General features: G+C 42.4%; 12 protein-coding genes. 8 read left to right on the plus strand and 4 right to left on the minus strand.

Features of this window, described 5'->3' with window-relative positions:
- Positions 1-17: 17 nt before the first annotated feature.
- From BVH04_RS26095 to BVH04_RS10450, 3 genes are all read right to left on the minus strand, one after another.
- Entirely contained in the window at positions 18-356 is a 339-nt protein-coding gene (locus tag BVH04_RS26095) for a type II toxin-antitoxin system VapC family toxin (protein ID WP_394335229.1), read from the minus strand.
- A gap of 76 nt (positions 357-432) precedes the next feature.
- The gene (locus BVH04_RS10445; protein WP_086541414.1) at positions 433-687 is read right to left on the minus strand and encodes a DUF6364 family protein; all 255 of its coding nucleotides are present in this window, start codon (positions 685-687) and stop codon (positions 433-435) included.
- 78 nt (positions 688-765) lie between these two features.
- On the minus strand, positions 766-1,284 hold the full coding sequence (locus BVH04_RS10450) for an ORF6N domain-containing protein (protein WP_086541415.1): 519 nt from the start codon (positions 1,282-1,284) through the stop codon (positions 766-768).
- Between the two features lie 339 nt (positions 1,285-1,623).
- On the opposite strand from BVH04_RS10450, the gene clpB reads away from it, so the two are divergent.
- Positions 1,624-4,242: an ATP-dependent chaperone ClpB gene (gene clpB, locus BVH04_RS10455; RefSeq protein ID WP_086541416.1), complete on the plus strand. Its 2,619-nt coding sequence runs from the start codon at positions 1,624-1,626 to the stop codon at positions 4,240-4,242.
- A 185-nt stretch (positions 4,243-4,427) separates the two neighbouring features.
- On the opposite strand, the gene BVH04_RS10460 is transcribed toward clpB, so the two are convergent.
- Positions 4,428-5,570 (minus strand): ATP-binding protein, encoded by a 1,143-nt coding sequence (locus tag BVH04_RS10460; protein ID WP_086541417.1) that lies wholly within the window; start codon positions 5,568-5,570, stop codon positions 4,428-4,430.
- Between the two features lie 207 nt (positions 5,571-5,777).
- Here BVH04_RS10460 and BVH04_RS10465 point away from each other — a divergent pair, with 207 nt between their 5' ends.
- From BVH04_RS10465 to BVH04_RS10495, 7 genes are all read left to right on the plus strand, one after another.
- Positions 5,778-5,960 carry a CPXCG motif-containing cysteine-rich protein gene (locus BVH04_RS10465; protein WP_086541418.1) on the plus strand — a complete coding sequence of 61 codons (183 nt, stop codon included), beginning with the start codon at positions 5,778-5,780 and terminating at the stop codon, positions 5,958-5,960.
- Entirely contained in the window at positions 5,960-6,532 is a 573-nt protein-coding gene (locus BVH04_RS10470; RefSeq protein WP_086541419.1) for a pyridoxamine 5'-phosphate oxidase family protein, read from the plus strand. Before BVH04_RS10465 ends, BVH04_RS10470 begins: the two co-directional genes overlap by 1 nt.
- A gap of 221 nt (positions 6,533-6,753) precedes the next feature.
- The gene (locus tag BVH04_RS10475) at positions 6,754-7,191 is read left to right on the plus strand and encodes a WD40/YVTN/BNR-like repeat-containing protein (protein ID WP_086541420.1); all 438 of its coding nucleotides are present in this window, start codon (positions 6,754-6,756) and stop codon (positions 7,189-7,191) included.
- A gap of 45 nt (positions 7,192-7,236) precedes the next feature.
- Entirely contained in the window at positions 7,237-9,870 is a 2,634-nt protein-coding gene (locus BVH04_RS10480; protein WP_086541421.1) for a hypothetical protein, read from the plus strand.
- Positions 9,871-10,531: 661 nt separating this feature from the next.
- On the plus strand, positions 10,532-11,161 hold the full coding sequence (locus tag BVH04_RS10485; RefSeq protein ID WP_086541422.1) for a hypothetical protein: 630 nt from the start codon (positions 10,532-10,534) through the stop codon (positions 11,159-11,161).
- 13 nt (positions 11,162-11,174) lie between these two features.
- Positions 11,175-11,705 (plus strand): peroxiredoxin family protein, encoded by a 531-nt coding sequence (locus tag BVH04_RS10490; RefSeq protein WP_086541423.1) that lies wholly within the window; start codon positions 11,175-11,177, stop codon positions 11,703-11,705.
- Positions 11,702-13,891: a peptidase domain-containing ABC transporter gene (locus BVH04_RS10495; protein WP_086541424.1), complete on the plus strand. Its 2,190-nt coding sequence runs from the start codon at positions 11,702-11,704 to the stop codon at positions 13,889-13,891. The genes BVH04_RS10490 and BVH04_RS10495 overlap by 4 nt, the downstream gene beginning before the upstream one ends.
- The last annotated feature ends 2 nt before the right edge of the window (positions 13,892-13,893 follow it).

Consider the following 13,893-nt stretch of genomic DNA (forward strand, 5'->3'; position numbering starts at 1 on the left):
CATAATCTGAAGCAGGGCTATTTTTTTCTACCAGTGATATATTCACTAGGGCTCATGACTGGAATAGTTGCGCTTTTGAAGTCCTTTTGATTTCTGGTAATGATGATGTCGTAACCAAATTCAAGAGCGGAGTAAAGCTGTAGGCCATCTTCAAAATCAGTCATTTTCTCGTCATTTATCGATAAGTCCACTATTTTTTCATTAAGAGGTAAAACTTCCGCCAAAAGGCGAAAGTTTCTCAAAACATTTTTTGCTTCACTAGAACCTAATTGCTTTAAAAGTTGGTAGTTAGTATTTGCCATAGACAAAGCCGAAATGCCTAATAAAGTAGTGTGCCCATTGGCATAAGAAAAAATCCTGGAGACATCATCATAAAGGGCTGTCTCTCGGCAAGTAGATCTTACATTATGTTCGTATCAATGAAAATCTTCTTCAATTATACTTTTCTGTTAAGTAATCCCCGTACTCTTTTTTGTATTCATAATCACTGGGAAGTTTGATCACTCCGCTTAAACTCTTCACCAAGGGAGTGATTTCAATATCATCAGATGGCTTTGGACTTTTGGAAGTAAGGCTGCCTAAATAGTTTTCTACAAGTTTGGAAAGGCTGAGTTGTTGACATTGTGCATATTCTTTGGCACGTTCGATCACGTTTTCATCGGGTCGTAAAGTGAGTTTGGTAATCATATTCAGGTAGTTTGCCTTATAAATTTATTAATTTTATAGGTCAATTTATAAAATCTGTTTTGAGATGAATGTTAGATTTTAGCTGGATTTTCTGCCAAACCCTATTTCTTTTCGTTCTCCCAAGCCTGGCTTGAGCAGCTCCTCGATCATTTGATAGATATGATTGATGTGCTGATTTTGATTGGATTCGGCGTCTTGGAGCGCCTGAATTTTCTCCTGAAGTTCTGAGTAATTCAAAGCCCAGGCCCTGATCTTGACAAAAATCCAAATGATAGAAATGTTTACTTGGATAGCACGAGGACTATTGAGCACTGAGGAAAGCATCGCTACGCCTTGTTCGGTAAATACATAAGGTAAAGTTCGTCGGCCTCCCCAACTTGAGGTCGCATTTTGCGACTTCAAGATTTCCCACTCTTCCAAATTGAGTTGGAACATAAAGTCATCAGGAAAGCGATCTATACTTCTTTTGACAGCTTGATTAAGCACTTTTGTCGAGACGCCGTACATCTCTGCCAGGTCAGAATCTAGCATGACTTTCTGCATTCGTATTTTATGAATTAGCTGGAGTACCTCTTCCTCGTTTAGAAACTCGTTCATAAATTTTTAACAGTAGCGTGAACTAAGCTACTTAATTTTATCCTAAAAGAAAATAACCCATTTTTTCGAGTGTTTTGTGACCTTGATTAGAATCTTGAGGTCACAAATTGTGACCTCAAGATTCTAATCAAGTTTAGGCTATTTGCCTTTATATCACATGATCTTCCTGTCAAAAATTCCGAAATTATAGCCTTATTTATGTATTTCAAGCCATTCTGACTGAAAAAAGTAATTGGATACTCATTTGATAAGTTTATAGAAATCATAGGTGAGATTGGCTAATTGACTCTAATCTGATCTTCCAAATTACAACTTGGATACCTTATAACTTTACCATATATGGACTTTAACCAATTCACTATAAAATCTCAGGAGGCGATCCAAAAGGCGATGGAGTTGGCTTCGGCAGCAGGGCAACCTAACATCGAACCGGCTCATTTACTGAAAGGAATACTTAATGAAGACGAAAATGTAACTGATTTCCTGTTCAAAAAACTGGGGACCAATAAGCAGTTGATTGGTCAAAAACTGGATGAGCAACTCGCAAGGCTCCCCAAAGTAAGCGGAGGACAGCAACCTTATCTTTCGTCTTACGCCAATCAGGTACTCACGAAAGCCAAAGATTATTTAAAGACTTTCGGTGATGAATTTGTTGCGATCGAGCATTTGATTCTGGCGATTTTAGCTGGGTCAGATTCCATTGCGCAATTGTTAAAAGATCAGGGATTGAATGAGAAATCACTGATCGGGGCAATCAAAGAACTTAGAAAAGGAAATAAAGTGACTGATCAAAACGCAGAAAGTAAATACCAAGCGCTGGAGAAATACTCCAAAAACTTGAATGAGATGGCTAAAAAGGGGAAAATCGACCCAGTCATCGGAAGAGATGAGGAGATCCGAAGGGTTCTTCAGATTCTTGCTAGACGAACCAAAAATAATCCAATCCTCCTCGGTGAACCTGGGGTGGGTAAGACAGCAATCGTCGAAGGTCTTGCTCAGCGGATTGTCTCTGGCGATGTGCCTGAAAACCTGAAGTCCAAGACCTTAATTTCTCTGGATATGGGTTTACTTGTTGCAGGAGCTAAATATAAAGGGGAATTCGAAGAGAGATTGAAAGCCGTCATCAAAGAAGTGACGGATGCTGAAGGAGAAATTATTCTCTTTATCGATGAGATTCATACTTTGATCGGTGCTGGAGGTGGAGGCGAAGGCGCTATGGATGCTGCTAATTTATTGAAGCCGGCTTTGGCACGAGGGGAACTTCATGCAATCGGAGCTACCACACTAAAAGAGTATCAGAAATACATAGAGAAGGACAAAGCTCTGGAGCGTAGATTCCAATCCGTCATCGTGGATGAACCAGATGCTGCGGATGCGATTTCTATTCTTCGTGGGATTAAGGATAAATACGAATTGCACCACGGGGTGCGAATCAAGGATGATGCGGTAATTGCTGCTGTTGAGCTCTCTCAGCGATACATCTCTGATAGATTCTTACCAGATAAGGCGATTGACTTGATGGATGAAGCAGCAGCCAAACTGAGGATGGAAATTGATTCTTTACCTCAGGAGTTGGACGAACTGAATCGCCGAATTATGCAATTGGAGATTGAGCGAGAAGCTATTCGAAGAGAGAAAAATAAGGATAAAGAGGTCGTACTCAGTAAAGAAATTGCTGAAATCTCTGAAAAGCGAGATAGCGTAAAAGCAAAGTGGGAAAGTGAAAAAGCGGTCATCACAGGAATCCGTCGAGAAAAGGAAAGAATAGATAATTTCAAGCTAGAAGCTGAGCAGGCTGAACGTGCCGGTGATTTTGGTAAAGTAGCCGAAATCAGATATGGTAAAATCGTCGAAGCTGAGAAAAAATTGGAATCTTTCAAAAGCCAATTGGTAGAAATGCAGGCAGGATCACCTTTGCTCAAAGAGGAAGTTGATCAAGAAGATATTGCTACAGTGGTGTCTAAATGGACTGGAATCCCGATGAACAGAATGATCCAATCGGAGCGAGAAAAGTTATTGCATTTGGAGCTAGAGCTTGGACATAGAGTAGCAGGTCAGAAGGAAGCAATTACCGCTTTGTCTGATGCAGTTCGCAGAAGTCGTGCTGGGTTGCAAGATCCTAAGCGACCAATTGGTAGTTTTATCTTCATGGGTACTACAGGTGTAGGTAAGACTGAGCTTGCAAAAGCTTTGGCAGAATATCTTTTCAATGATGAGAATTCCATGGTACGAATTGACATGTCAGAATATCAAGAAAGACATGCCGTGAGCCGACTGGTGGGAGCACCTCCCGGCTATGTAGGCTATGATGAAGGGGGACAGTTGACAGAGGCTGTTCGAAGAAAACCATACTCCGTGATTCTGCTTGATGAGATTGAAAAAGCGCATCCGGATGTGTTTAATATTCTTCTTCAAGTTTTGGACGATGGTAGATTGACGGATAATAAGGGCCGAGTTGCCAACTTCAAAAACACGATCATCATTCTTACTACTAATATTGGTTCGCATTTGATTCAAGAGCGATTCGCACAGATGGAAGATTGGAATAGAGAGGAGATTCTAGAAAAGACTAAAACTGAGGTTTATGAGCTTTTGAAAAAGGCTGTGCGACCAGAGTTCTTGAATAGAATTGATGAAACCATCATGTTTGAACCGCTAAGCAAAGAGGTTATTCGCAAGATTGTAGATATCCAGTGGAAGGAGATTCAGCATAGATTATCTGAATCAGGAATTGAAATAGAAGCAACTAAAGAAGTGCTGGATTACCTAGGTGAAGTTGGCTTTGATGCAAACTTTGGAGCTAGACCGCTGAAGCGAACTATGCAGCGATTGGTCTTAAATGAGCTTTCCAAGCAAATCCTTTCCGGCTACATCAAAAATGACTCTGTAGTAATGGTAGACATTGATGCAGATAAGCAGGTCTACTTCAAAAATGTAGGTGCTGAAATAGAAGTGTAATTTAGGTTAGTGGTTAAGGTTAAACCCTCGGAGCATGTAGCTTTGAGGGTTTTTTCTTTTTTAACCACGGAGGGCACGGAGTCCCGATAGCTCGGGATTTGCAGAGAACACAGGTTCTTGTTTTTCTGCTCTTCCTTATCCTGAGCTCAGGAAAGCATCAGCGGGTGCAAGATTTTAGGAAGAATTTACCCACCAATCCAATCCAAGTAATTACCAGTGTGAATCACCTCGTAGCTTGCCTGAGGATAGGCTTTGGCCCAAGCTGCAGGAACTTTGACTTTTTTTGTGAGCTGGTATTTGAATTCAAAAGCCCGAAGTTGATCGCCTTCTTCTTCCACCCAGTCGATTTCCTGTTGATCGTAGGTTCTCCAGAAATAGTGATTGCAATGAATCTGGCGGTAGTTGAGATACTTCTTTCGCTCGATAGCCAGGTAGTTTTCCCAAAGATCCCCCACATCCGCACGAAGATCCAAGCGATTGAAATTTTGGATAATCGCATTTCTGACACCGTTATCATAGAAATACCATCGGTTGTTTTTGACGATTTCCTTTCGCAGATTTCTGCTGTATCCTCCTATTCGAAATACCACAAATACCTTTGATAATAATTCAAGATATCGCTCTACAGTATTTTTGGACATCGCCAGCTGTTTGCCGAGCTCTTCCAACGAGACTTCTTTTCCCACCTGAAAAGCGATCAATCGCAGAAGTGAATAGAGTTTGTCTGAGTTCTTCAGTCCATCCACCATCAGAATATCCTTCAGCAGGTAATCATTCATGATCTGATAGAGGTAATCTTCCTTGTCTTTCCAATCAGCGATTTTGCTCAGTTCAGGATATCCGCCGAAAATCAACCGCTCTTCGCGCTTTTCCAAGGTGGTTTTGTAATCTTCGATTTTCGCAAATTCCAGTTGTGCCAAAGGGAAAAGTAAAAGCGTATGCTGCCGCCCGACCAGCGGTTCGCCCACTTGCTGATGCATATCAAAAGAAGAAGACCCCGTAGCAATCACCTGAATTCCCTCTATAGAATCCACAATCAGCTTCAAAATCATCCCAATATCAGGAATATGCTGCGCCTCATCAATCACCAAAAGTGTCTTTCCGGCAAGTAGCCGACTATAATTTGCCACAGATCGTTCCTGCAACAGGGCAGCGTCGACTAGATCCTCCCCATTGAGTACCAGCGTTTGCAGCGGATCTGTAGTCTTCAGGAAATCGCGAACAAATGCAGTCTTCCCAGACCTTCTTGGGCCTAGAAGCATCACCACCTTGTTTGGTTGGAGCTTCTTCAGGAATAAAGGCAATAGGCCTCTTGGGATATTTTGCATGGTTAACTCTTTGGAATACAATGCAAAATAGCTAATATTAAATTAAATCTACAAATAAACTGACGGAATTAATGTTAATTGCGTCAGTTGACTAACGGTATTAATATTAATTCTGTCAGTCAACTGACGGAATTTAGCTAAAATCAGTCAATGATATTATTTCCAAACCGCATTGCCTTATTTTTGTTAACTACTAAAACTCCCCCTATGATTGAGCACTTTTTCCAATGTCCACATTGCTTCGAAGAAATTTCCATGTTGGTTGATCCATCGGTAAGGCGTCAAGAATACATTGAAGATTGCGAGGTCTGCTGCAATCCGATAGAGATTCAAGTGGAAATGGAAGAAGGTGAAATCATGTATTTTGAAGCTAATTCAATCGAACAATAATGTTATTTACCCGCGAAAATACGCCAGCCGAAATCTGGCAAACTTTAGTTCACGAACTTCACCGAGGAGCTTTGGATTCCAAGCATCCTTTTCGGTATATGAATTTGGGGACCAATGGTAAAGACTATCCGGAAGTCCGTACCCTGGTGCTTCGCAAAGTGGACGAGCAGTTGAACTGCTTGGTCTATACTGATTTTCGTAGTGTCAAAGTCGAGGAGATTTTAGCTAATCCTTTGGTTTTAATGCATTTCTATAACCCCAAACAGCGAGTTCAGCTACGGATCCAAGCCAAAGCGATTATTCATCATCAAGATGGATTGACTCCCGCCTATTGGTCTCAAGTGCAAGGCGATGCTCAAAAGGCTTATAATTCTACCCTTGCACCGGGAAGCAAAATCGAAACACCTGAGCAGGCCTATGAATGGCCGAAGGAGATGGACTCCCAATTTTTTGCAGTACTGGAGCTGGTGCCACAAGCTATCGAAGCCTTGCAGTTGGATGGATTAAATCACCTGAGAATCAATTTTTCAAAAAAACAGGAGAATTGGGAAGGGGTATGGATGGTGCCTTGATTTTATTTGTACAAAAAAGGGTTTCGGATTTTTTGAAAGCTCCGAATAAGCAATTTGAGTGATTTTTAATTTTGGTATCAAATCGTACCGTTGATGCGCTGGTTAATTTGAATTAACCTAGACTACAATTAAACTCATCTCCAACGCTATTGATATCTTTTTGACTTTAGCTTTTTCCCACTCATTTCCCTAAATTCCCACTCAATCGTCAACCCAATCTTATGAAATTACTTTTCAAAGGCAGCTTAGCCATGCTAGCGCTATGCCTTTTTACCTTTCCTGCCATTTCGCAGAAAAACAAGAAAAACACTGATCTCTCTCCAAAATCTACCTATGATACTTCACTCTACAATGCCATGGAGTTCCGACTTGTCGGACCTTTTCGCGGCGGTAGAGCTACAGCCATAGCAGGTGTCGTCCAAGATCCGAGCACCTATTATATGGGTGCAACAGCTGGAGTTTGGAAAACTACTGATGCCGGCGAAAGCTGGAAAAATATCTCTGATGGTTTCTTCAATACAGCTTCAGTCGGGGCGATCACAGTATCCGAATCTGATCCAAATGTGATCTATGTCGGAATGGGCGAAGCTCCTGTTCGTGGCGTGATGACTTCCCACGGAGATGGAGTTTATAAGTCCACCGATGCTGGCAAAACCTAGTCGAATATTGGCCTGGAAAAGATCCGACAAATCTCAAAAATCGTCGTGCATCCTACCAATCCAGATATTTTGATTGTTGGCGCTCAAGGAAGTCCTTATGGCGCTACCGAAGATCGAGGGATTTACCGCTCGGAAGATGGTGGGGCCAATTGGACCAAAGCACATTATGTCGATGTCAATTCTGGAGTATCTGACCTCAGCATGGATATGAATAATCCTCGGATCATTTACGCCGCCTATTGGGATCATCGACGTTTCCCTTGGCAGGTGCAAAGTGGAGGTCCAGGTTCTGGAATCTACAAATCTGTGGATACGGGGAAAACTTGGCAGAAGCTTTCCGAAGGACTTCCAAAAGAAACGATGGGTAAAATTGGGGTTTCTGTTTCTAGAGCAAATTCTGAAATCGTCTGGGCGATCATCGAAGCCGAAGATGGTGGTCTTTATCGCTCAGATGATGCTGGAAAGAATTGGAAACTAGTTAATTCGGATCGTTTGCTTCGAGCAAGATCTTGGTATTATATGCATATTTTGGCACATCCAACTGAACCAGAAACAGTCTATATCATGAATGCGCCTTTGGTTGAGTCTACCGATGGAGGCAAGACCTTCGCCAATATGAAGACTCGTCATGGCGACAATCATCAGCTTTGGATCAATCCCGAGCAACCGAAATACATGGTCAACGCCAATGATGGTGGAGCAAATGTGACGATTGATCGTGGTGTAAATTGGTCCCGACAGGACAATCAACCCACGGCTCAGTTTTATCGGGTGAATGCCGATAAGCAATTCCCTTACCGCATCTACGGTGGTCAGCAGGATAATTCTTCTGTCTCTGTAGCCTCCCGAGCTAATGGAGGAGGAATCGGTTGGGAGGAATTCTATCCGGTTGGAGGTTGTGAATCTGCCTATTCAGCTTTTGATCCTGAAAATCCGATTTACATCTATTCAGGTTGCTACCAAGGAATCATCACCGAGTGGAATGCCAAAACCAAATTGGAGAAAGATGTGATGGCTTATCCTTACCAAGGTTTGGCCTCCAACCCACGAGACGTCAAATACCGTTTCAATTGGAATGCGCCAATCATCTCATCCATCCATGATCGTAGCGTGATTTACCATGCTGGAAATGTGATTTTGAAGACGACTAATCGTGGCATTAGCTGGGAGGAGATTTCTCCCGATTTGACTAAAAATGATACTACACATTTGATTGCTGGCGGTGGACCAATTACTAATGAAGGTGCAGGCGGTGAAGTTTTCCATACGATTTATTACTTGGCAGAATCGTCCTTTACCCCAGATGTATTGTATGCAGGAGCGGATGATGGGCTGCTTCATGTGACTCAAGACGGAGGAAAAAGCTGGACAAATATTACGATTCCAAATACGCCTGATGGAATGGTTAATCAGATCGAAGTGTCTCTCCATGATCCGGCTACAGTTTATTTGGCTTTCAATAGCTACAAGTACAATGACTTTACCCCGCATATTTTCAAATCGGCTGATTATGGAAAAAGTTGGACACGTCTGGTGAACGGCATAGCACCAGACGCCCATGTGCGGGTAGTGAGAGAAGACCCAAATCAAAAAGATCTGCTTTATGCCGGAACTGAAACCGGATTATATGTCTCTTTCAACGGTGGTCAGCTTTGGGAGAAATTCCAGCAGAATTTGCCGATCGTACCAATCACAGATCTGATGATTCAGGACAATGATATGATTGTCGCAACCCAAGGTCGTGCATTTTGGGTGATGGATGATTTGAATCCAATTTATGAGCTTTCGGCTTCCAAAAATTCAGATTTCTATGTTTACAAGCCTGAAGCTGCGATCCGTGATTTGGCTTTTAGAACTCCAAGTACAGAAATGGGACAGAATCCTTACGAAGGTTTTTCCATCCTTTATTATCTGAAAAATGATGTCGATTCGGTGAACTTGACCGCGGAGATTCTGGACGCAAATGGAAAAACACTTCGGACTTTCACCACCGATAAAGATGCCAAGCAAGATAAGATCAAAAAGAAAACCGGGACCAACCGACTTCATTGGGATTTAGCCTTGACTGACTTTCAACCTGTGGAGGGAGTTTTCTCAGGAATTGGGGTGTCACCAACTCGAGTGATCCCAGGAAAATATAGCGTAAAAATGACTTACGGGGATCAGACGATTACCAAGGATTTGGAAGTAAAAGCCGATCCTCGATGGTCTGCCACCCAAGCTGATTATCAAGCGCAATACGAGGCATTGATGCCAATCCAAGAAGCCTTGGTCAAAACCCGAACTACTGCTGATGAACTTCGCTCACTTCGGGCTCAGGTGAAAGACATTCAAAGCCGAGTGTCCAAGGAATACTATGCAGATTGGAATACGCAAGCGGATGAGTTGATAAAATCTATCGATGCCGTGGAGGCAAAACTGATTCAGCCCAATCAGAAAACGTTCCAGGATGTGATTAATTTCCCCAATCAATTGGATGCGGAATTGGCACATATCTACGGAACAATTGCTAATCAGGAACCGCTGGTTACTGATGGACAAAAAGCCTATGCTTCGGATATGCTGAAGAAATATGATACACTGATGGAAGAAACTGCTGAAGTGATGAAATCATCAGAATCGCTACAAAAGGCCTTGATCGATCAAAAGATTCCTTTCTTGGCGCCGAAGCAGAAGTAAACAACCTTTGAGGTGTCATCTCGACCTTGGGAGAGATCTCCTCGAAGGTTTTGAAGCTGGTATTTACTAAAAATTGGAATAGAGACATTATTTAAGCTAAGACCTTCAAAGGGCTACATGTTCATTCTTAGAATGGATGTAACCTAGATGGTTTAAGGAATAACTTATAGTACATGGCTAGTCTCTAGAAATAGAAAAAGCCTCGATTCAATCAGAATCGAGGCTTTTTGCATATTAATGGATCTGATATTGAAGGATTAGAAACTTTTTAAAATTGCTTAGATCGTAGATCACAAATTGACCGAAAATCAGAACACAAACGAAGACCTTCGAGGAGATTAGTTCGAAGTATATTTTCCGGAATTATCAGTCTTAAGGCCAGCTCGGCAAAGTACGGACTATGACTTTTCCCATTCAAAACTAAACAATGAAGAAAATTTTGAAAGAGTCAAAAAAAAATTAACCTAATAAAATAAGTCTGATTTCAGAATATTATTCGGATTACTATCGATTTAGGGGGGCTCAGGAATTATCTACTATTAAATTAAGTTTTTGGGTTCTGACCTTATTGGTGCTGATTTAAACGGATTCGGATTTTATATTTTTCATTTAGTTATTAGGATGAATTGATTAGTTTGTTTTACTAACTGAAATAAATTGAATGAAACCATTTTTACTAATTGCCCTATATTCTTTGGCATTGTTTTTCATTTCTTACTTTTTGTTGGACGTGGAAGGAATGTTTGTCAATGCAATTGCGAAGCAAACTGAAATCGAAATTCCAGAAAACGTCTTGCTCGATACGCTGGAAGATATTCGCTATTGGAATAAGTTTAGTGTCCTTTTTACTTTTCTTATTCTGGTCATCAAGTGCTGGTTGATCGCTTTGGTGCTTTACGCAGGATTGTTTTTTGCAAATCTTCATCAAGGCATCAAATTGCTGCGACTATTCAAAGTAGCGGTATTTGCTGAGAGCATCTTGGTCATAGCAGGATTGGTGAAAATAGTCATAGTCGCAGCAGGGGACTTTTCCTATGAAGAATTTTCTGTCTTTTATCCTTTGTCGATCTTGAGCTTATTTGACCTCAATGAACTGAACAATCTATTTATCTATCCGCTGCAACTGGTCAATCTGTTTGAGTTTGCCTACTGCTTTCTTCTGGTGTTCTTTTTTCATCAAGAGTTTGAGGTGGATATGGGTCAAAGTGCCAAAGTGGTGATTGCATCTTATTCCTTCGCCTTGGTCTTTTGGCTGGTTTTAATTCTCTTCTTGACACTCAATTTCACCTGAAATTTTTTAATCTATGAAAAAAATAATCCTACTCATTCTTTCCGTAATCCTGATCTCAGCGGTCATCTATCTTGGTTTTTCCTTCCAGAAGAAAGAACAACGAAAAGAGCTAGTCCAATCTCAAATCCAGACAATTCCTGACTTTGCTATCCCTGACTTAGCGGGTGATCTGGTGAATTTGAAAGAAATCGTTGCCAACAAGCCGAGCCTTTTAGTCTATTTCAACTCTACCTGTGGGATCTGTCAACTCGAATTGAACTCTATCGCAAAGCGGATAGCCGAATTTGATTCGTATCGCTTGATTTTTGTGACGGTACAGCCGTCGGAAGAGGTAGCAGACTTTATCCAAGAACTAGGGATTTCCAATCGTGAATCTGTTCACTTTTTGATCGACTCGGAGATGAAAGTAGCCGGACACTTTGGGATCAAGGGCGTTCCAGCTTTATTTATCTATGATCCTGCAGGCAGGCTGCTGGGGAATTACACAGGGCCGGTTAAGGTGGATTTGATTCTGGAGCAGCTTCAAAACGGAGAAAAACTATGAAATTTTCTCCTAAAAAAATAAAGAAACATCACGTATCTCAGTTGGGAGAGTATGCCTGTGGCTTGGCTTGTCTCTGCACGATCTCCAGATATTACGGCGCAGAATTTTCTCAGGAAAAGCTTCGGGACATCAGTGGTACTTCCCAAAGCGGAACCACCTTACTTGGGTTGATTCAAGCTGCCCAAAGGATAGGCTATGAAGCCAAAGGCTTTGAGGCGGAGTTGAAGCATTTGGCCGAACTTGAAGGCCCTGCAATTCTCCATGTGGTTCAGGATCAAAACAGAGAGCATTACTTGGTTTATTTTGGCTTGGCCGATGGAAAGCATTGGGTAAGCGATCCGGGAGTTGGTATTTTGGGTATGGAGGAATCCGAATTGACCGCACAGTGGAAATCGGGCATTCTCCTTCGACTTCAACCTACAGAAGCACTTCAAAATAAGGCAGTGGTATCACAATCCAAAAAGCGCTGGTTTGTTTCTCTGATTGCAGAAGATATTCCAATTCTCATCGTGGCCACGGTGATTGGGAGCTTAATGGCTGGAACGGGTCTATCCACTGCTATATTTTCTCAGCGCTTGATTGACGACTTCTTGCCAAATCAGTCCTATGAAAAGGCAATTATGGGAGTAGTTGCCCTAGGTTTTTTGCTGAGTTTCCGAGCGATCTTGGGCTATATCCAAGGCGTATTTATGGCGAGGCAGGGCAGAGACTTGAATGTTCGGATTGTTGCTTCATTTATCGAGCGGATTTTGAGATTACCGATGAGCTATTTCCGAGGCTACAGTACGGGAGACCTGATCGCCCGGATGAATGATTCTCTCAGAATCCGGAATACTGTCTCCCTGATTACCGGGACGGTCATTATCAATATTCTCGTGGTGGTTGTTTCCCTTGCATTTGTGTTCTATCAGTCTTCGTTGATCGGTTTTATATGTTTGCTGGGTGTATTTTTCTTCTTGATTGCAGGTTGGAAATATCATGCACCAATCTTGGCGAAGCAAAAGGAGGTGATGGCGGCACACGCGCTGAATGAATCACAATATGTGGATAGCCTGACCGGGATGCATGTATTGAGGTCCTATGGAAAGGAGCAAGAATATCAGCAGCGTATCGAGCAAGTCTATGGCATGTATCAGGGCAAGGGCTATGACTTGGCGATCATCGGGAATAATTTTTCCTTTTGGACACAGCTGATCGTAGCCATATTTTTGAGTTTGCTTTTTGGGGCGGGGGTTTATTTAATTTTTCAGGGGGAATTATTGCTTGGCGAGTTGATGGCTTTGGTGTCTGTAGGAAGTACGATTGTCCCTGCGGTAGCGGGCTTGGTGGTGGCAAACATTCAATTTCAGGAAGCCAAAGTAGCCTTTGATCGACTGTTTGAGATTGCAGGCTTGGAGGTAGAGTCAGATCAGGAAATAGAAGAAAACAATGACTTCAAAGCAGACAGCCCACTATTGGAATTGGATCAGGTGAGTTTTCGGTATCCGGGACGAACTCAGATTTTGAAGGGGCTGAGTTTTCAACTGGAGCCTGGAGCGCATTTGGCACTTTTCGCCCCAGTGGGCAAAGGCAAGAGTACCTTGGTGGATTTGATTCAGCGGTTTTATGATCCAGAGTCAGGAGCAATTCGATGGAAAGGGCAAGACGCCCGGCATACTTCGGTCAGGACTTGGCGAAAAGCATTGGGGGTAGTCAATCAAAAGGAAAAAATCTTCAATTCTACTGTCTTCGATAATATAGTCCTAAGTAGCGATCTCAAAGAACAGGAGCGAATCGCAAAAGTCGGAGAGTCCCTTGGCCTTTGGAATCTTTTTCATGGCTTGCCTCAGGGCGCAATGACACTGTGTGGAGAAGATGGGCGCAATCTCTCGGGTGGACAGCGTCAGCTGGTTGGTATCGTGCGTGCACTCGTGAGAGAGCCGCAGCTACTGATTCTGGATGAGGCTACTGCCGCTATGGATTGGGAGCTGGAGGAGCAGCTGATCACTATGATCCGCCACTACCTTCAAAAGCAACAAGCAGGCCTGCTGATGATCACCCATCAGCCTAGCCTTGCCGCCCGTGCAGATCGGATTTTACTGCTTAAAGACTACCAAATCGCTCAATCCGGCACGCATGAGGCCCTGATGCTAAGTGAAAACGACTATTCTCGGGCGATCAATCAAATCCTACAACCAAATCAATAAGA

The sequence above is a fragment of the Algoriphagus antarcticus genome, assembly GCF_002150685.1.
GTDB classification, from domain to species: domain Bacteria; phylum Bacteroidota; class Bacteroidia; order Cytophagales; family Cyclobacteriaceae; genus Algoriphagus; species Algoriphagus antarcticus.